Annotated in this window: 18 protein-coding genes; 8 read left to right on the top strand and 10 right to left on the bottom strand. The window is 72.4% G+C overall.

Annotated elements, in window-relative coordinates; genetic code table 11:
• Positions 1-4 precede the first annotated feature (4 nt).
• The gene (locus ACZ4O3_RS20655; protein ID WP_467723467.1) at positions 5-1,036 is read right to left on the bottom strand and encodes a hypothetical protein; all 1,032 of its coding nucleotides are present in this window, start codon (positions 1,034-1,036) and stop codon (positions 5-7) included.
• Between the two features lie 284 nt (positions 1,037-1,320).
• Here ACZ4O3_RS20655 and ACZ4O3_RS20650 point away from each other — a divergent pair, with 284 nt between their 5' ends.
• A complete protein-coding gene (locus ACZ4O3_RS20650; RefSeq protein ID WP_362722451.1) occupies positions 1,321-1,902 on the top strand; it encodes an XRE family transcriptional regulator in 582 nt (193 codons plus the stop codon).
• 9 nt (positions 1,903-1,911) lie between these two features.
• Here the strand turns inward: ACZ4O3_RS20650 and ACZ4O3_RS20645 are convergent, their stop codons facing one another.
• On the bottom strand, positions 1,912-2,991 hold the full coding sequence (locus ACZ4O3_RS20645) for an MBL fold metallo-hydrolase (protein WP_467723465.1): 1,080 nt from the start codon (positions 2,989-2,991) through the stop codon (positions 1,912-1,914).
• Between the two features lie 99 nt (positions 2,992-3,090).
• Between ACZ4O3_RS20645 and ACZ4O3_RS20640 the strand changes: the two genes are divergently transcribed.
• Both ACZ4O3_RS20640 and ACZ4O3_RS20635 read left to right on the top strand, forming a co-directional pair.
• Positions 3,091-4,548, top strand: coding sequence for an aldehyde dehydrogenase (locus ACZ4O3_RS20640; RefSeq protein ID WP_467723463.1), 1,458 nt, complete (start codon positions 3,091-3,093; stop codon positions 4,546-4,548).
• A 6-nt stretch (positions 4,549-4,554) separates the two neighbouring features.
• Positions 4,555-4,788 carry a ferredoxin gene (locus tag ACZ4O3_RS20635; protein ID WP_362722461.1) on the top strand — a complete coding sequence of 78 codons (234 nt, stop codon included), beginning with the start codon at positions 4,555-4,557 and terminating at the stop codon, positions 4,786-4,788.
• A 211-nt stretch (positions 4,789-4,999) separates the two neighbouring features.
• Here the strand turns inward: ACZ4O3_RS20635 and ACZ4O3_RS20630 are convergent, their stop codons facing one another.
• Positions 5,000-5,626: a maltokinase N-terminal cap-like domain-containing protein gene (locus tag ACZ4O3_RS20630; protein WP_467723461.1), complete on the bottom strand. Its 627-nt coding sequence runs from the start codon at positions 5,624-5,626 to the stop codon at positions 5,000-5,002.
• 163 nt (positions 5,627-5,789) lie between these two features.
• Between ACZ4O3_RS20630 and ACZ4O3_RS20625 the strand changes: the two genes are divergently transcribed.
• Positions 5,790-6,653 carry a tetratricopeptide repeat protein gene (locus ACZ4O3_RS20625; protein ID WP_467723459.1) on the top strand — a complete coding sequence of 288 codons (864 nt, stop codon included), beginning with the start codon at positions 5,790-5,792 and terminating at the stop codon, positions 6,651-6,653.
• 305 nt (positions 6,654-6,958) lie between these two features.
• On the opposite strand, the gene ACZ4O3_RS20620 is transcribed toward ACZ4O3_RS20625, so the two are convergent.
• The gene (locus ACZ4O3_RS20620; RefSeq protein ID WP_362722470.1) at positions 6,959-7,588 is read right to left on the bottom strand and encodes a TetR family transcriptional regulator; all 630 of its coding nucleotides are present in this window, start codon (positions 7,586-7,588) and stop codon (positions 6,959-6,961) included.
• A 219-nt stretch (positions 7,589-7,807) separates the two neighbouring features.
• On the opposite strand from ACZ4O3_RS20620, the gene ACZ4O3_RS20615 reads away from it, so the two are divergent.
• Genes ACZ4O3_RS20615 through ACZ4O3_RS20605 form a run of 3 tightly spaced genes read left to right on the top strand, consistent with a single transcriptional unit; the run spans position 7,808 to position 11,156 of the window.
• The gene (locus ACZ4O3_RS20615; protein ID WP_467723457.1) at positions 7,808-9,319 is read left to right on the top strand and encodes a glycosyltransferase family 4 protein; all 1,512 of its coding nucleotides are present in this window, start codon (positions 7,808-7,810) and stop codon (positions 9,317-9,319) included.
• Positions 9,313-10,089, top strand: a complete 777-nt coding sequence (locus tag ACZ4O3_RS20610) for a class I SAM-dependent methyltransferase (RefSeq protein ID WP_384987554.1) — start codon at positions 9,313-9,315, stop codon at positions 10,087-10,089. Before ACZ4O3_RS20615 ends, ACZ4O3_RS20610 begins: the two co-directional genes overlap by 7 nt.
• Positions 10,086-11,156, top strand: a complete 1,071-nt coding sequence (locus ACZ4O3_RS20605; protein ID WP_384987552.1) for a prenyltransferase/squalene oxidase repeat-containing protein — start codon at positions 10,086-10,088, stop codon at positions 11,154-11,156. Before ACZ4O3_RS20610 ends, ACZ4O3_RS20605 begins: the two co-directional genes overlap by 4 nt.
• 30 nt (positions 11,157-11,186) lie before the next feature.
• Here the strand turns inward: ACZ4O3_RS20605 and ACZ4O3_RS20600 are convergent, their stop codons facing one another.
• A complete protein-coding gene (locus tag ACZ4O3_RS20600) occupies positions 11,187-11,474 on the bottom strand; it encodes a hypothetical protein (protein WP_362727746.1) in 288 nt (95 codons plus the stop codon).
• 134 nt (positions 11,475-11,608) lie between these two features.
• On the opposite strand from ACZ4O3_RS20600, the gene ACZ4O3_RS20595 reads away from it, so the two are divergent.
• Positions 11,609-12,169, top strand: coding sequence for a hypothetical protein (locus ACZ4O3_RS20595; RefSeq protein WP_362727748.1), 561 nt, complete (start codon positions 11,609-11,611; stop codon positions 12,167-12,169).
• A gap of 426 nt (positions 12,170-12,595) precedes the next feature.
• On the opposite strand, the gene ACZ4O3_RS20590 is transcribed toward ACZ4O3_RS20595, so the two are convergent.
• The 5 genes from ACZ4O3_RS20590 to ACZ4O3_RS20570 form a co-directional block, all read right to left on the bottom strand.
• Positions 12,596-13,606 carry an LLM class F420-dependent oxidoreductase gene (locus ACZ4O3_RS20590; RefSeq protein WP_362727750.1) on the bottom strand — a complete coding sequence of 337 codons (1,011 nt, stop codon included), beginning with the start codon at positions 13,604-13,606 and terminating at the stop codon, positions 12,596-12,598.
• Between the two features lie 100 nt (positions 13,607-13,706).
• Entirely contained in the window at positions 13,707-14,516 is an 810-nt protein-coding gene (locus ACZ4O3_RS20585; protein ID WP_467723454.1) for a hypothetical protein, read from the bottom strand.
• Between the two features lie 129 nt (positions 14,517-14,645).
• Positions 14,646-15,554 (bottom strand): N-acetylmuramoyl-L-alanine amidase, encoded by a 909-nt coding sequence (locus ACZ4O3_RS20580; RefSeq protein ID WP_467723452.1) that lies wholly within the window; start codon positions 15,552-15,554, stop codon positions 14,646-14,648.
• A 448-nt stretch (positions 15,555-16,002) separates the two neighbouring features.
• Complete coding sequence (locus ACZ4O3_RS20575; RefSeq protein ID WP_362727740.1) at positions 16,003-16,653, bottom strand: class I SAM-dependent methyltransferase; 651 nt, start codon at positions 16,651-16,653, stop codon at positions 16,003-16,005.
• A 192-nt stretch (positions 16,654-16,845) separates the two neighbouring features.
• Positions 16,846-18,597: an MFS transporter gene (locus ACZ4O3_RS20570; protein ID WP_467723450.1), complete on the bottom strand. Its 1,752-nt coding sequence runs from the start codon at positions 18,595-18,597 to the stop codon at positions 16,846-16,848.
• Positions 18,598-18,645 lie beyond the last annotated feature (48 nt).

Here is an 18,645-nt window from a genome sequence, read left to right as displayed (position 1 = left end):
GGCCCTAGGCCGCGGTCACGACCGGGGCGATGCCCGCGGACAGGTGGCGGCCCATCCGGCGCAGGGCGTCGTCGCAACCGGCGGGATCCTCGCCGACCGCCACCCAGAGTGCCAGGCGGTCGTCGACGGTCGCGTGCGGTCCGGCGGTCACGTGGTGGCCGGCGTCCCGGGTGAGGATCATCCGCTCGGCGCCGGGCTCCCGGGCCGCGTCGGGGGAGAGGGTCAGGTGGTCGAGGCGGCCGGTGGCGGCCGGGTAGGCGAACCGGATCGAGGCCGCCCGCTGCCGGGTGGGCGTGGTGTCCGGCACCTCGCCGGTGGCCAGGGCGGCGGCGGCCTGGGCGAGGTCGACGCCGGTGGCGCGTTTGACGAGGAGCGGGATCAGGTCGCCCGGCAGGCACGGGGTGACGTCGGTGACGCGGGGGCCGCGGTCGGTGAGCCGCAGCCCGATGTGCAGCACCCCCCGGGTGAGGCCGAGGGCGTGCACGGTCCGGTCGACGGCCAGCCGCAGGAAACGGTTGTGCAGCAGGCCGTCGTGGGCGTGCACGGTGTGCCGGAGCGGCTGCCGGGCGGGCGCCGGGCCCAGGGTCGTCCGGGTGATGGCGACGATGCGGATCTCGCCGTCCAGGACGACGGTCTCGGCGCAGACCCTGGGCGTGCCCGCGTCGTCGGCGGGGACCGTGCCGGCGGCGAGCGAGGCCCGCAGAACGGCCGGGTCGGCGCAGGCGGCGGCCGCGGCTCGGGAGGGTCCGGGCAGCCCCAGCTGCCCGGCGATCCGGGCGGCTGCGAGCGTGTACCGGGCCGAGTGGGCCAGTACCCCGCGGACCCGGTACCGGGCCGCGAACCGCACCACGGCGGACGCCGTCGCCCCGTCCTTGCCGGGGTCCGCCGCGAGGTGACCGGCCAGCCACGGCCGTGCCCAGTCGGGCGGCGCGGCGTCCACCAGCACCACGGGGCGGGTCGCGGCGATGCGCGTCAGTACGAACTCGTCGTACGCGCACCGGCGGCCGGCGCCGAGGAGCAGGACGGGCTGCGGCATCGGTTCGCCTCACCTTCCGGAGGAGGCGGGGCGGCTGATCGCCACGGATGCCGCTCCCCCATATGCGGCACCCGGGGCGGGTCGGTTCGACCGTGGCCTGGCGACGTGATCGTTCCAGATCCTTTCTGGCGAACCGTCATATGTCAACGATTGCTGCCCAAATCCGCAGTGACGCTTGTCATGTCTGGTGAGTGGGCTGGGGAGTTCGATAACCTCGCGTCCGTTCGGCCCGCCGACCGCTCGGCAGGCCGGCCCGCCGACGACGTGCCTCCTGGGGGACCTTGGTGAGTGACGACCACACCCCGCTGACCGGCGTACTGGGCAGACTCGGGGAACTGACCGGACGGCCCGGGCGGCTGTCCGAGGTGCTCGACGTGGCCGACCTGTCCTACCGCACCGGGATCCCCGTCGGTACCGTCGCCGAACTGCTCGGCGGCGCCACGGCGCCCGAGGTGGAGCTGGCCGAACGGGTGCGGCAGCGGCTGGACTTCATTCGCGAGCACCGGCGACGTCCCGACGGCAAGCGGTACTCGCTGGGCGAGCTCGCTGCGATCGCCGGCACCAGCAGGCAGTGGCTGGGCGAGTGGCGCAAGAGCGGCATGCCGGGCCTCGAACACACCGACCGCCTGCGGCGGTTCTTCGGGCTGCCGCCAGGATTCTTCACCGCCAGCGAGTCCGAGGCGCTGTACGAGGCGCTCCAGCCGGTACTGCAGGGACTGGAGGCGCGGGCCGACCCGCTGTCCCGGCTGCGCGAGAGCGGCCTGGTCCGGCTGGCGGCGCGCGCGCCGCACATGAACCCGCGCCAGCTCACCACCCTCGCCGACCTGGCGGACATGCTCATCACGTCCGAGACCTCCGTCAGCTGACCGCGGCTCCTACACCGCCACGTACCTGACCGGCTCGCTGCCCGTCACCGGCTCCGCGAGCCCCAGCTTCACCAGACGCCGCAGATGTGCCTCCGCCTCCGAGACGGCGATGTTCCGCGATCCGTAGGGGATCTGCTCCCAGGGCCGGTTCCATTCCATGCGCACGGCCAACTCCCAGAGGGTCAGGGGTTGCCGAAGGAGCACGCGCAGAGCGGTGAGACGTTCCTCGTGGTGGGCCAGGAGCTCCCGTACCCGGGCCGGCGCGTCGGCGAAGGTGTACTGGTGGGCCGGGAGGACCTCGGCGGGCGCGAGGCGGCCGATGCGCTCCAGGGAGTCGAGGTAGTCGCCCAGGGGGTCGGTGACGGTCGCGTCGTCGGGATCCTCGTACAGGCCGACGTGCGGCGTGATCTCCGGGAGCAGATGGTCACCGGAGAACAGGCGGCCGCGCCCCGTCGGCCGGGCCGGGTGCTCCTCCTCCAGGTGCAGACAGACATGGCCCGGCGTGTGCCCCGGCGTCCACACGCCCCGCAGCCGGCGGCCGGGCAGGTCGAGCAGCTCACCGGGAAGGATCTCGCGGTCGGGAAGGGCGGGGGACAGGCCCGGCAGCGAGGTGCTCCGGCGGGGTCCGGAGCGCAGTGGCGCAACGTGCTCCTGCGGCGCACCGGCGGCCGTCAGCTTCGCCGCCATGTAGGTGAACCACCGCTCCGGCCGGGTCTCCCGGGTCCGCCGCACGATGGCCGCGTCGGCCGCGTGCATGGCGACCCAGGCCCCGGAGGCGTCCCGCACCCGCGCCGACAGCCCGTGATGATCGGGGTGATGGTGGGTGATGACGACCCCGTACACCTCGCCGGCCCCCGTACCGCACGCCTCCAGCCCCGCCTCCAGCACGTCCCACGACCCTGGATCGTCCCAGCCGGTGTCGACCAGCACGGGCCCGCGGTCGGTGTCGACGACGTACACCAGCGTGTACCCCAGGGGATTGTCCGGAATGGGAACCTCGACGGACCGGACGCCCCCGCCGAGATCGTGCACGGTCACCCCGGCCCGCGCGGCCGCCGACTCACCCGGCTCGCCCTGACTGTTCGCCATTCGCCACCCTCCGCCCCCGCACCGCCGCACGGCCATTGCTCACTATAACTAGAACTGGTATCAGTTCTGAAACATCGTCAGGAAAGGTGGTGGGGCGCCATGACCGAGTTCCTGGAGCATGGGCAGCTGTTCATCGGCGGGGAGTTGACCGACCCGCTGGGCAGGGACGTCATCGAGGTGGTGTCGCCGCACACCGAGGAGGTCTTCGGGCGGGTGCCGCACGCCTCGCGGGAGGACGTGGACCGGGCGGTCGGGGTCGCGCGGCGGGCCTTCGACGAGGGGCCCTGGCCGCGGATGAGCCTCGACGAGCGGATCGAGGTCGTCACCCGGATCAAGGACGCGATCGCCGTGCGGCACGAGGAGATCGCGCGGGTGATCTCCTCCGAGAACGGTTCGCCGTACTCGTGGAGCGTGCTCGCCCAGGCCCTCGGCGCGATGATGGTGTGGGACGCGGCGATCCGGGTGGCCCGCGACTTCACGTACGAGGAGACGCGCGACGGGGTGTTGGGGAAGATCCTGGTGCGGCGGGAGCCGGTCGGGGTCGTGGCGGCCGTCGTGCCCTGGAACGTGCCGCAGTTCGTGGCCGCCGCCAAACTCGCCCCCGCGCTGCTCACCGGCTGCACGGTGGTGCTCAAGCCGTCCCCCGAGTCGCCGCTGGACGCCTACATCCTCGGTGAGATCACCAGGGAGGCCGGGCTGCCGGACGGGGTCCTGTCCATCCTTCCGGCCGACCGCGAGGTGAGCGAGTACCTCGTCGCGCACCCGGGCGTCGACAAGGTCTCCTTCACCGGTTCGGTCGCGGCCGGCAAGCGGGTGATGGAGGTGGCCGCGAGGAACCTCACCCGGGTGACCCTGGAACTGGGCGGCAAGTCGGCCGCGGTCGTGCTGCCGGACGCGGACGCGGCCGCCGCCGTCGCCGGGATCGTCCCCGCGGCCTGGATGAACAACGGCCAGGCGTGCGTCGCCCAGACCCGCATCCTCGTCCCGCGCTCCCGGTACGACGAGTTCGCCGACGCCTTCGCGGCCGCGGCGAGCGCCCTGAAGGTCGGCGACCCGCTCGACCCGGCCACCCAGGTGGGCCCGCTCGTCGCCCGCCGCCAGCAGCAGCGGAACCTGGACTACATCCGGATCGGCCAGGAGGAGGGCGCGAAGATCCTCACGGGCGGGGGCCGGCCGCCGGGTCTGGAGAAGGGCTGGTACGTCGAGCCGACCCTCTTCGGCGACGTCGACAACTCCATGCGGATCGCCAGGGAGGAGATCTTCGGCCCGGTGATCTGCCTCCTCCCCTACGGTGACGAGTCCGAGGCCCTGAAGATCGCGAACGACTCGGACTACGGGCTGAGCGGCAGCGTGTGGACGGCGGACGTGGCGCACGGCATCGAGGTCGCCCGTCAGGTCCGTACCGGCACCTACTCCGTCAACACCTTCAGCCTGGACATGCTGGGACCGTTCGGCGGCTACAAGAACTCCGGTCTGGGACGGGAGTTCGGGCCCGAGGGCTACGGCGAGTTCCTCGAACACAAGATGATCCACCTCCCGGCCGGCTGGGAGGCGTGAGGGGCCATGGGTGACCGCTGGCACGTCGAGGTCGACCGTTCCGTCTGCATCGGCTCGGCCCAGTGCGTCAACCGCGCCACCGGGGCCTTCCGCCTCGACTCCGCCATGCAGTCCCACCCCGTGGAACCGGAGTCGGACGCCAACGGCAGGATCCTGGACGCGGCGGAGAACTGCCCGGTGGAAGCGATCACGATCACCCTGCTGGACAGTGGCGAACCGGTCTTCCCGCCGGAGGACTAGGGCGTGTTGAGGATCAGGGGGCGGGAAGTCGTGGCGCCTCGTCGGCACTGGTGGGCGGGGTCCGGTGCGTCCACCGGCAAGGCGGAGGAGGGCGGCAACGCGGTGGACACCTCCCGGCCGAGGGCTGGGGATGTCGACAAGCGAGGACAACGCCGCTGGGGAGGAGGGCGTGGCAGACCCCGCGTCCGCCGCGTGATCCGCCGGATGGGCCCTAGCGCGGTTCGAGCGCCGCGAACAACGCGCCGGCGCGGGTGCCGTCCGGTCGCTGCCAGGCTCCGGTGACGTATCCGGCCGCGTCGGCGGGCGGCAGCGAGCCGGGGGTCAGTACGCGTCGCAGCCGCAGCACCGGGCCGCCCTCCGCCACGGCGAACTCGGTGTTCTCGTCGGTGTCGGCGGGGGCGCCGAGGCCGGGGATCGGTCCGGCGCCGGTGTACCCACGGGCGACCTCGCGGTCGGGAGTGTCGGTGACGCTCTGCGCCTGCGCCGCGGCACGCCCCTCGATCAGGGCCGCCAACCCGGCGGTCAGCACGGGGTCGTGGCAGCCGTCGTAGGCCCAGCGGGTGCCGAGCACACCGTGTTCCATGGTGCCGATGAGCGCGTGCTCGGCGCCGTCGAGCGGGGCGGCACGGTAGGTGAGGGGCACCAGGTAGGCGGCCGAGCCCTCGGTGACGACCATGAACTCGATCCCCACCTCCCCCTCCGGGTCGTCGAGCCGGAAGCCGCCGCCCTTCACCAACTCCGGTGCGGCGGGCCCGTGGTACCAGCGACGGGTGGGGAGCCAGCCGGCGAGGAGTTCGACCTTGGTGGGCTTGAGGGTGGTGTGGTGGATGAGTGCCATGGGGGAGATTCTCCGACCGGGGGCAGGGGATCCGCCAGGGACTTTGGGAGCGGACACCTGAGCCACCCCGGTACGGCCCGGTACCCCCGTCCCGGCCACGCCGGCGCTGTCAGTGGGCTGGGATACGCTCCTGCGGTCCGTCGGGCCGACCAGGGTGGGGAACGTGCGCAAGTCCGAGGCCGAAGGCCTGATCGGTGAGGCCTACGAGGCGTGGCGGGCCGAGGAGTGGCTGACCGCCGCCGGGCTGTTCGAGCGGGTTCTCGCACGGTTCCCGGACGAGGAACGGAGCGCGGTGTGGTGGTACGACGCCGCGCTCGCCCACAAGTTCCTGCGCAACTGGGCCAAGGCCCACGCACTGGGGCGTGAGGCCGCCGCCCGTGCTCCGCGCGGCGAGGGCGACCCGGCGTTCTGGAACCTCGGCATCGCGGCCACCATCCAGGGCGACTGGGCCACCGCCCGTGACGCCTGGGCCGGCTTCGGCATCGAACTCCCGGCGGGGGAGGGGGAGATCGAGGGGCGGTTCGGGGCGGCCTGTGTGCGCCTCGACACCGGCGGCGAGCGGGAGGTCGTGTGGATCGACCGGCTGTGCCCGACGCGGGGGAGGGTGATGAACGTGCCGGTGACGGCGGGGCGGCGGTTCGGGGAGATCGTCGTGCACGACGGCGAGCCCACGGGGCGCCGGGTGGTCGACGGCCGCGAGTTCCCCGTCTTCGACGAACTGCTCCTGCTCCGGTCGTCCGGGCTGCCGACCCTGGAGGTGACGGTGAACGCCGGCGAGGCCGCCGACCTGGACGCGCTGGTCGCCCTCTTCGTGGAGCACGGCTTCGGCGCGGAACCCGCGAGCAGCCTGGAGGTGCTCTGCTCCTGCTGCAGCGAGGGCACCCGCGAACAGTCCCGCACGGTCCACGCGGGCGCCCAGCGGGTCTGCCTGGCGGCCCCGGAGACGGAGGCCCGGCTGCTGCTGGAGCGCTGGGCGGGCCAGACCGCGGCCGGGCGGAGCTGGGACGGGCTGGAGACGGTGGGGTAGCCGGTCCCTCGACAGGAGGAGCGGGTGGCCGAAAAAGTAGAAAAAATCCCCCATTGGGGTGTTCCATTCTCGTCTGTACGTTCTATGCTGAAAACAGCCTACGAGGCGAGTGAGGGAGTCCGAGCGGAGTAGCCGACTCTGGCGCGACGCAGATGCACCAGCATCCGCCGGTGCCGACGTCGACGGTCGGGCTGAGAGGTCGAAAGGCAGCAGTAGGGCCGGACGGCGACCTCCATTCACCTGATCCGGACCATGCCGGCGAAGGGAACCCGTCTCGTAGGTCTTTCGCATGCCCTCCCGCGGTCCTACGGTTTCCGCTCCGGCTCCGTCAGGTCGATCAGCCGGCAGACCGTCTCGATGTCGATCTTCACCTGGGCGATGGAGGCGCGGCCCGACAGCCAGGTGATCAGGGCCGAGTGCCAGGTGTGCTCGATGACCCGGACGGCCGAGAGCTGGGCCGGGGTGGGGTCGGTCCGTCCCATGGCGTCCAGGATGATCGCCGTCGTCTGCCGGGAGACCTGGTCCACCTCGGGGGAGACGCTGCGGTCGGCGAAGGTCAGGGCGCGGACCATCGCGTCGGCCAGGTGCGGCTCGCGCTGCAGGGCCCGGAAGGCCCGCATCAGGGTCTCGGCGACCCGCTCCGACGCCGTCTCGCCCGCCGGCGGCTTCTTGCGCAGCGTGCCGTGCATGTGCTCCAACTGGTCCTGCATGGTCGCGACCAGCAGGTGCACCTTGGAGGGGAAGTAGCGGTAGAGCGTGCCGAGGGCCACCTGGGAGGACTCGGCCACCTCGCGCATCTGCACCGCGTCGAAACCGCCCCGGCTGGCCAGCTGGGCGCTCGCGTGCAGGATCCGGCGGCGCCGGGCCTCCTGCCGCTCGGTGAGCGGCGGGGTGGCCGATCCGGTGCCGATGTCCACCTTGGCTTCCGCAGGCATGGGTCCCGTCCGTGACAGTCGGTGAGGGCAGCGCTCAGGGCGAGTGATCAGACAGCATGGCAGGGGTCGCGCCGTGGCGCGAATCACCTGATCCACTGCTCACTCGGCCCCTACCTGCCGGTAGATTCAGAGCCTCCTGAACGATCAAGTCTGAAACTTGTTCTAGATTAGCGTCCCGGCGTAACCTCGCGGGAAAGTGCAGGGAGAAGGGGGCCCGGAGTGACCGCTGAGGCCAGGCGGACGGGTGCCGACCAGGAACCCGCCGCCGGTGGGGGCCCCTCCCGCTCGAGCGCAGCCGAGAGCGGGGGAGAGCCACCGCTCCACATCGCGCTCCTCACCTATAAAGGGAACCCGTTCTGCGGCGGTCAGGGCGTCTACGTACGGCACCTCTCCCGCGAGCTGGCCCGGCTCGGCCACCGTGTCGAGGTGATCGGGTCCCAGCCGTACCCCGTCCTGGACGAGGGCTACCCCGAGCTCACCCTCACCGAGCTGCCCAGCCTGGATCTGTACCGCTCCCCGGACCCCTTCCGGACGCCGGCGCGGGACGAGTACCGGGACTGGGTCGACGCGCTCGAAGTGGCCACCATGTGGACCGGCGGCTTCCCCGAACCACTGACCTTCTCCCTCCGGGCCCGCCGTCATCTGCGGGCCCGCGCCGGGGAGTTCGACGTCGTCCACGACAACCAGACGCTGGGCTACGGCCTGCTGGGGGATGTCGGCGCGCCCCTCGTCACCACCATCCACCACCCCATCACCGTGGACCGGCAGTTGGAGCTGGACGTGGCCGAGGGATGGCAGCGGCGGTTGTCCGTACGGCGCTGGTACGCCTTCACCCGGATGCAGAAGCGGGTCGCGCGCCGGCTGCCGTCCGTGCTCACCGTCTCCGGCACCTCCCGCCAGGAGATCGTCGACCATCTCGGTGTCCGCGGGGACCGGGTCCACGTCGTCCACATCGGCGCCGACACCGACCTCTTCGCGCCGAATCCCGCCGTACCCCAGGTGCCCGGCCGGATCGTCACCACCTCCAGCGCGGACGTACCGCTGAAGGGGCTGGTCTTCCTTGTCGAAGCCCTCGCCAAGGTACGGACCGAGCACCCCGCCGCGCATCTCGTCGTCGTCGGCAAGCGGCCCGCCGAGGGGCCCGTCGCGCAGGCCATGGAGCGCTACGGCCTCGGGGACGCCGTCGAGTTCGTGAAGGGCATCTCCGACGCCGAACTCGTCGACCTGGTCCGTTCGGCCGAGGTCGCCTGCGTGCCGTCGCTCTACGAGGGCTTCTCGCTGCCCGCCGCCGAGGCGATGGCGACCGGCACCCCGCTGCTGGCCACGACCGGCGGCGCGATTCCCGAGGTCGCCGGACGGGACGGGGAGACCTGCCTGGCCGTGCCGCCCGGCGACGCCGGAGCGCTGGCCGCCGGGCTGAGCCGGCTCCTCGGCGACCCGGAGCTGCGCGCCCGCCTGGGCCGGGCCGGCCGCGAACGGGTGCTGCGGCACTTCACCTGGGCCCGCGCCGCGGAGGGCACGGTGGCCCGCTACCGCGAGGCGATCGCCACCGCGGCGCCGCGGCCCGACCGCCACCCGGGGACCCGGCCGGCCGCCCGTGGGCAGACCACGGACGCCGCCGCCCGTCCGGCGGCCCCCGCCGGCGTCGGGGTCTCCGTCGCGCCGGAGGACGGCTCCCCCGACTTTGTCTCTTCAGAGGTTGTCAATTCCGAAGGCAGGGCCACGTGCTGACCGTCGACTTCTCCCGGTTCCCGCTCGCCCCGGGCGACCGCGTCCTGGACCTCGGCTGCGGGGCCGGACGCCACGCCTTCGAGTGTTACCGGCGCGGCGCCCAGGTCGTGGCGCTCGACCAGAACGGCGAGGAGATCCGCGAGGTCGCCAAGTGGTTCGCGGCGATGGCGGAGGCCGGTGAGGCCCCGGCCGGCGCGACCGCCACCGCCATGGAGGGCGACGCGCTGGCGCTTCCCTTCCCCGACGAGTCCTTCGACGTCGTCATCATCTCCGAGGTCATGGAGCACATCCCGGACGACAAGGGCGTGCTCGCCGAGATGGTGCGCGTGCTCAGGCCCGGCGGGCGGATAGCCGTCACCGTGCCGCGCTACGGCCCCGAGAAGGTCTGCTGGACGCTCTCCGACGCCTATCACGAGGTCGAGGGCGGGCACATCCGCATCTACAAGGCCGACGAGCTGATCGGGAAGATCAAGGAAGCCGGTCTGCGGCCGTACGGCAGCCACCACGCGCACGCGCTGCACTCCCCGTACTGGTGGCTGAAGTGCGCGTTCGGCGTCGACAACGACAAGGCGCTGCCGGTACGGGCGTACCACAAGCTGCTCGTCTGGGACATCATGAAGAAGCCGCTGGCCACCCGCGTCGCCGAGCAGGCGCTGAACCCGGTCATGGGCAAGAGCTTCGTCGTCTACGCCACCAAGCCGCACCTGCCCCGCACCGGGGCCCGGTCCGCGACCGGCACCCCGTCGGACGCCGAGGTGGCCGCCAAGTGACCACCCCCCGGACAGAACACCTCGTCCTGCCCGGGGTCCTCACCGCCGAGCAGGCTGCCGCGACCGTCCGTGGCATCCTCGCCGTGCAGCGGGAGGACGGTGCCATCCCGTGGTTCCGCGGGCACCACCTCGACCCCTGGGACCACACCGAGGCCGCGATGGCGCTGGACGCGGCCGGTGAGCACACGGCCGCCGAGCGGGCGTACACCTGGCTCGCCGAGCACCAGAACGAGGACGGCTCCTGGTACGCGGCCTACGCCGACGGCGCGCACGACGACGTCACCGACCGTGCCCGCGAGTCCAACTTCGTCGCCTACATCGCCGTGGGCGTCTGGCACCACTACCTGTCCACCGGCGACGACACCTTCCTCGACCGGATGTGGCCCGCCGTGTACGCGGCCGTCGAATGGGTGCTGCGTCTGCAGCAGCCGGGCGGTGAGATCGGCTGGCGCCGCGAGGAGGACGGGACGGCCGCCGACGACGCGCTGCTGACCGGGAGTTCGTCGGTCCACCACGCGCTGCGCTGCGCGCTCGCCATCGCCGAGCAGCGGGAAGAGCCGCAGCCGGACTGGGAGTTGGCGGTGGGTGCGCTGCGCCACGCGATACGGCGCCACCCCGAGCGGTTCCTGGACAAGGACCGGTACTCGATGGACTGGTACTACCCGGTCCTGGGCGGGGCGTTGACGGGTGCCGAGGCGGGCGCGCGGATCGAGAAGGACTGGGAGCGCTTCGTCGTGCCCGGGTTCGGGGTGCGGTGCGTCGTACCCAATCCGTGGGTGACGGGCGGGGAGTCGGCCGAACTCGCCCTCGCGCTGTGGGCGGTGGGCGAGTCCGACCGGGCGTTGGAGATCCTGCAGTCGATCCAGCATCTGCGGGACGCGGAGTCGGGGCTGTACTGGACCGGGTACGTCTTCGAGGACGGCGCGATCTGGCCCCGGGAGCTGACCACCTGGACGGCGGGGTCGCTGCTGCTGGCCGTGGCCGCGCTCGGCGGGCACGACGCCACGTGCGCGGTGTTCGGGGGAGGGCGGCTGCCCGCGGGGCTCGAAGTGGACTGCTGTGCCTAGGGGCGGCCGGGGGCTGCGGTACGGCGGTTCTCAGTGCCGCTGCATCCGGCCGGCGATGGCGTGGCCGATGAACAGGTAGACGACCGCCGCCAGGCCGTATCCTGCGACCACCCTCGCCCACGCCTCGTCGAAGGTGAACAGGTCGCGTGACCAGCCGGCCAGCCAGGCCGCCGCGTCATGGATGAACTGGACCAGGCTGTTCGCCCGGTTCGCGTCCAGCAGGTACATGACTATCCAGAGGCCCAGTATGAGGGCCATGATGTCGGCGACGACCGCGACGACCGTGCCTGCCTGGTTGTGACGATATCGAGGAGACATGCCCTTCGGGTTGCCGCCGATCGGTCCTTGAAACCTGTACCGGGTTCCCCGAGTGGCGAGGTGCCGCCATCTGGGTGAGGCTGCGGGAGGAAGCTACCGCTCGGGGAGGACATCGAGACACACGGGAGGACCCCGTGCCCGTACCGATACGGCGCCTGGTCGTCGCGCTGACCCTCTGCTGCGCACTCGTCGCCGGCGTGACCGCATGCAGCAGCACACAGAGCAAGTCCACGGACACCGGCAGGGCCGTGGTGCCCGTGGCCGACACGCCCAGTCCGAGTACGTCGGCGGAGAAACAGAAGTTCGCCAAGACGCGGTTCGTCGCCAACGCGTCCCTCGCGGCCGGAGCCACCTACCAGTGGATCATCAAGCCCTGGAAGGCCGGAAAGTTCAAGAAGGGCGCCCACGGCCGCACCCTCGCCCTGATCAAGGCCGGTCTCGCGGGCACCTTCGCCTACAACCGGCTGCAGGCCGCCAAGCGGAACGCCCAGGGCGACCCGTTGCTCGCCAAGGCCGTCGCCCCGCTCTCGTCCGGCATCGACGCGCTGAAGGGCCTGCCGTCCAAGCTCCGCAAGGGCGACGGGAACGCGGCCAGCTCGTTCAACGACGTCATCAACAACGTGAAGGAAGCCGGCAAGAGCGCCGGCGCCCCGGTCACCAACAAGGTGCCCTCGGCGTCTCAGCTCACCCACTGAGCGACGTGGTTCGGGTCCGGCGCCGGAGTGTCCGAGTGCCTCCCCCGAGTGTCCGGCTCGTTCGCCCCGTGTCCGCACGGAGTTGACGCTTTCGGCGGTGACTGTTCGAGGCGGTAGTCCAGCCCCGTCACCGCCGACGAGCCCCGCTCGGCATCGGCCGAAGACCCCGGCGCCGTCTCCCGCGCCGCGCCCTGTCCGCCCATCCGCCGGCCCTCGCCGGCCCGGTGTCGGGCCCTGCCGGGGCATCGCCACCCAGGCCCCCAAGGGCATGGACCGGCGGCACGGCAGGAGTTCCAGGACGAGGAGTACTCCGGCGGCGTCGAGTTCCAGGCCCGCTGCCCGGCCGAGGTGCGCAGCCGGAACCGCCGGGCGCGGGAACCGGCCCTGGACCCGTTCGCCGTCTTCCGCTGAACTACCTAGGCCCGCCTAGGAGTTGAGCTCGGCGAGAACCCGCAGGGTGTGCGGGTCGGACGCCAGCGCCAGCAGATCGGTCACCGGGCCCCTGCGCCACGACTCCAGCCGTTCGGCGATGCGTTCGCGTGGGCCGACCAGCGAGATCTCGTCGGCGAACGCGTCCGGTACGGCCAGTACGGCCTCCTCGCGCCGTCCGGACAGGAACAGCTCCTGGATCCGCCGCGCCTCCTCCTCGTACCCCATGCGCGCCATGAGATCGGCGTGGAAGTTGCGGGCCGCGTGCCCCATCCCGCCGATGTAGAAGCCGAGCATGGCCTTCACGGGCAGCAGCCCGGCGGCCACGTCGTCGCAGACCTTCACCTGGGCCATGGGGGCGACCAGGAAGCCCTCCGGCAGGTCGGCCACCGCGGGCCCGTACACCTCGGGTCGGCTGGGCGCCCAGTACAGCGGCAGCCACCCGTCGGCGATCCGGACGGTCTGGGCGACGTTCTTCGGCCCCTCGGCGCCGAGCAGGACCGGAAGGCCGGCCCGGAGGGGATGGGTGATGGGCTTGAGCGGCTTGCCGAGCCCGGTGGCGTCCGGCCCCCGGTACGGATGCGGGTGGAACCGCCCGGCCGACTCCACAGGCCCCGCTCTGCGCAGCACCTGCCGTACGACGTCCACGTACTCCCTGGTCGCGGTCAGCGGCGACGCCGGGAACGGACGGCCGTACCAGCCCTCCACGACCTGCGGCCCGGACAGGCCGAGCCCCAGCATCACGCGGCCCCCCGACAGGTGGTCCAGGGTCAGCGCGTGCATCGCGGTGGTGGTCGGCGAGCGGGCCGCCATCTGGGCGACGGCGGTGCCCAGCCCGATCGTCGAGGTCTGCGCGGCGATCCAGGTGAGCGGGGTGAACGCGTCCGAGCCCCAGGACTCCGCCGTCCACACCGAGTGGTACCCGAGCCGCTCCGCCTCCAGCGCCAGCGGCACCTGGTCCGAGGAGGGCCCCCGTCCCCAGTATCCGAGCGCCAACCCGAGCCGCATATCAGCCTCCTGACGGAACGTCAGCACTTACGGACGGACGACTGTACGACAACGGCCCCTCACCCGAAAGGGCAAGGGGCCGCGGGAGGTCGCCGACGCGTCAGCCGCGCTGGATCCCGGAGGTGTCCTGGAGCACGCCACGGCGGCCGTCCTGCGTCTGCGCCACCAGAGCGCCGCCGCGCTGCTCGACCGCCAAGTACCAGGTGCCGGGCGCCAGTTCGGCGATCGGCGCGGTCGAACCGTCCTCCGCGAACAGCGGCCGCGCCACCGGGACGGCGAACCAGAACGGCGAGAAGTCGGGCGCGGGGGAGGCCGGCTGCTGTGCGGCGGCCGGGGGCTGCTGCCCGAACGGCTGGCCGGTCTGCGGCTGGGCGCCGTACGGCTGCCCGCCCTGCTGTGCGCCGGTGCCGGGGTAGCCGTAGCCACCGGAGGGCTGGGCGCCGTAGGGCTGCGGGGCCTGCGGCTTGGGGGCCGGGACCAGGGCTGCCTGGAGGGCGGGGACCAGCGGGGTGGCGATCGCGGCCGCGGCCAGCAGCAGGGTGGCGATCAGTCCGAGGATCAGACCGGAACCGGCGCCGATGTTCAGGCTGTTGAAGTCGTCGAACGCGCCCAGCGGGTCGATGGTCGACCAGAACGCGGTCCACACCGCGAACACGGACAGGCCGACCCCGATCTGGCCCAGGTCGAGCCCGACGAACTTGAACGGCTGCGGAAGTGCCCGGGCGAGGACGATCAGGACCGCGCCGGCGATACCGCCGACGTACATGCTCATCACCAGGCCGAGGTTGTCCCAGGCGTTCGGGGCACCGTTGCCGGACGTGTCGAACGTGTCGAGGAACGACGCGACGAACAGCAACACCGCTGCTCCGATCACCACGCCGTCGCCTCTAGTGAGGGAGCGGATATTCACTTCAGGTCCTTCGTAGGTCGTCTCGTCGGCGGAGGAGGCGTCGCGAGGTTGCCCCTCATCGTAGGAATCGCAGGAAGGACACTATCGTTCGTACGATCGGCGTGTCCGCCCGGACCAGTCGACCCATGCCTACCCGCGCAGGAAACTCACGATTCCCTCAGAGATTCCCTGCGCCGCCTTCTGCCGCCAGGCTCCGCTCGTCAGCAGTGCCGCGTCCTTGCTGTCGCGCATGTTGCCGCACTCGATGAACACCTTGGGCACCGTCGACAGATTGAGACCACCGAGATCCTTGCGGACGTCGAGACCGGTGCCGTCGCCGACGTAGTTGGACGGAGCACTGCCCGTCACCTTCGCGAAGTCGCTCTCGACGTGCTCGCCGAGGGTCCGCGAGGGACCGATGATCGGGCGGGTGTCGGCGGCGCCGGAGTGCACCTCCGCGGGCAGGATGACGTGGAAGCCGCGGTCGCCCTCGGGTGCGCCGTCGGCGTGGATGGAGATGGCCGCGTCGGCGTGCGCGTCGTTGCCGATCTGCGCGCGCTCGGTCACGCACGGCCCCCAGGCGGGCTTGTCCCCGTCGTGGGTCATCTTCACCGTGGCGCCCTCCCGCTCCAGCAGGGCCCGCAGCCGGTCCGCGACGTCGAGCGTGAACTGCGCCTCGCTGTAACCGGCATTGGTGGAGGTCCCCGTCGTGTCGCATTCCTTCCAGTTCGTCCCGATGTCCACCTGCTGGTTGATCTCGGACGTGTGCTGGAAGTTGCCCGGGTTGTGCCCCGGGTCGATGAGTACGACCTTGCCCCGCAGCGGGGGCGTCGGGCTCGGGCTCGGTACCTTGGCGTCGTCGCCGGGCGACACGGGCGCCGACCTGGGCGCCGCCGCGTCCGTCCGTCCGCCGCCGTTGCCGCCGGGTTTCCCGACGCCCTCGTACACCACCCATCCGAGCAGCGCACCGGGCACGAGCGCGGCGAGGGCGAAGGTCATGGGCGCCCGCCGGGAGCGCCGCTGCTGCGGGGGATCGAAGTCCGGGCCTGTGTAGGACACATCAGCCACCCTAGCGGCCGTCCACGGTGCCCACCCTGTCCAAGAGGGCCGAAAGGATGACGGCGTGACACCGGTCACCGGGCCGGGGGAACATGCGTCGTCCAATACGGCGACGGGCGGCGGCGACCGTGGGCCCATGCGGGTTCTCGTCTCCGGCGCCGTCTCCGTCTCCGGCGCCGCCGGTCCGGTTCCGGCCTGCCGGCTCACCAGGCACGGCCTCTCCGTCACCGCCGTCGAGCGCGCGCCGGACCCGCGCAGGACCGGCGGTCACGCGGTCCCGGTTCGGCGTGTCCGGACTGGCCCAGGGTGCCCGCCCGGTCTCCGCCCTGCCCGCGGGCGCCGGCCGCGTCCTTCTCCGCCTCACCGCCAGGAGCGCACGTTTCCACGACTTTGTGACCGTGGACGGCTACCCGCCGCCTGAGGAGGGGCCACGGTCCCGGCCGCGCCCTCAGATCCCCGCGCCCGTTCGCCGCAGGACGCGCAGCGAGTCGTGCGCCGCGACCTCCGTGAAGGCGCCCGACCCCAGGGCGCGGAGGTGGACGCGGTAGGGGGCCTGGCCGGTGAACTCGTCCTTCGGGTCCGGGAAGACGTCGTGGATCAGCAGGAGCCCGCCGGGCGCCACATGGGGGGCCCAGCCCTCGTAGTCGGCGGTGGCGTGCTCGTCGGTGTGCCCGCCGTCGATGAAGACGAACCCGAGGGGCGAGTTCCAGAGCGCGGCGATCTGCGGGGAACGGCCCACCAGGGCGACGACGTGGTCCTCGAGTCCGGCGCGGTGCAGGGTCCGCCGGAAGGCGGGCAGCGTGTCCATCAGCCCCAGCTCCGGGTCGACCGTCTCCGGGTCGTGGTAGTCCCAGCCCGGCTGCTGTTCCTCGCTGCCCCGGTGGTGGTCGACGGTGACGGCGGTGACCCCGGCGGCGCGTGCCGCGTCGGCGAGGAGCAGGGTGGAGCGGCCGCAGTACGTCCCGACCTCCAGGAGGGGGAGACCCAGCGCTCCGGCTTCGGCGGCGGCCGCGTACAGCGCCAGCCCTTCGTGCAGCGGCATGAACCCCTTGGCCTTCTCGAACGCGGCCAGGGTCTCGGGCTGGGGTGCGGCCGTCATGGAGGCCCTTTCGCTCGTACGACGTTCTCCTCGCCCCATGCTGTCGTACCCCCGCCGGTTGCCCGACGGGGGGTCCGCATGCCGCGTCCGCGGGGGAGGCGCCCCTTCGGGTGAGCGGGGCGGAATCCGGTCCGCGGCTCCGCCGCGTGGGTGCGCCCGGCCCCCACGGACCCGCGGCCGGCAACGCGCTCGTTATGCCGTGACCGACTCCGTCGGCAACGAAAGATCGAGGTCCACGGCCCGGTCGTCCCCCGCGTGCGACGCCGAGGAGGCCAGCGGGCCGTATCCCGACGCCTTCGCGGCCAGCACGTACGCCCCCTCGGTCGGCACCGCCAGCGCGTAGGTACCGTCGTCACCGGACAGCGTGGCGCCCGCCTGCCGCCCCCGCCGGTCGATCAGCGTGACCTTGGCGCGGGCCACCGGAGTGCCCGTGGCGTCCAGCACCCGTCCGCGGAAGCCCCGCAGCACCTCTTCGGCCACGGCCGGCGCGACGTCCTCGTCGCTGCTCGCGCGCAGCTGCGTGTGCTGGGCGGCCGCCGCCGGCGCGCTCCGCCTCGGCAGCATCAGGGCGAGGACCAGGCCCACGGCCACCGCACCCGTCGCGATCAGGAAGGAGACCCGGAAGCCGTGCATGGTGGGGACGGCGACGCCGCCCACGTTGTTCGCCGTGTTGGCCAGCACCATGCCGATGACGGCGCTGGACACCGACGTACCGATGGAGCGCATCAGGGTGTTGAGACCGTTGGCGGCGCCCGTCTCCGACGTGGGGACCGCGCCGACGATCAGGGCCGGGAGGGAGGAGTAGGCGAGGCCGATGCCCGCGCCCAGCACCACCGAGATGACCAGGCTCTGCCAGGCCGCGCTCATCAGGCCGATGCCCGCGCCGTAGCCGATGCCGATGATCAGCATGCCCAGGATCAGGGTGGTCCTGGGGCCGTACTTGGCGGACAGCCGGGCGTAGACGGGGGCGGTGAGCATCATCGTCAGGCCCAGCGGGGCGACCAGCAGGCCCGCCGTGACCATGGACTGGCCCAGGCCGTAGCCGGTGGCCTTCGGCAGCTGGAGCAGCTGCGGCAGGACCAGCGAGACGACGTAGAAGCTGACCCCGACCATGATCGAGGCGAGGTTGGTGAAGAGCACGGCCGGGCGGGCCGTGGTGCGCAGGTCGACCAGCGGGGCCTTGACGCGCAGCTCCATCACGCCCCACAGGAGAAGGACGGCGGCGGAGGCGGCGAAGAGCCCGAGCGTGGTGCCGGAGGTCCAGCCCCAGTCGCTGCCCTTGGTGATCGGCAGGAGGAAGAGGACCAGGCCCACCGAGAGGCCGATCGCGCCGAGGACGTCGAAGGTGCCCGCGGCGCGCGCCGCGGACTCCGGTACGACGAGGAGGGTGAGGAGGATGGCCACGGCACCCAGGCCGGCGGCGCCGTAGAACAGGGCGTGCCAGTCGGCGTGCTGCGCGACCAGGGCCGCGGCGGGCAGCGCGAGGCCGCCGCCGACGCCGATCGAGGAGCTCATCAGGGCCATCGCCGAGGGGAGCTTCTCGCGCGGCAGCATGTCGCGCATCAGGCCGATGCCCAGCGGGATCGCGCCCATCGCGAAGCCCTGGAGGGTGCGGCCCACGATCATCGTGAGCAGTTCGCTGGTGAGGGCGCTGATCAGCGCGCCCACCACCATCACGGAGAGGCTGAATATCAGCATCCGCCGCTTGCCGTACAGGTCGCCGAGGCGGCCCATGATCGGCGTGGCCACGGCGCCGGACAGGAGTGTCGAGGTCAGAACCCAGGTGGCGTTGCTGGGCTCGGTGCCCAGCAGTTGCGGCAGGTCCTTGATGACCGGGACGAGCAGGGTCTGCATCACCGCGACCACGATGCCCGCGAAGGCGAGGACCGGGACCACGGCCCCGCTCGCGCCCCGGGCGGGCTGGTCGGTCGTCGTGTGCGTCATTGAGTGAGGCCTCCGGGCCAGAGAGTGACGGGAAGGGGGAGACGGAAT

It is taken from the genome of Streptomyces sp. NPDC026515 (assembly GCF_055567595.1).
This window is presented reverse-complemented; position numbering and strand designations above follow the sequence as displayed.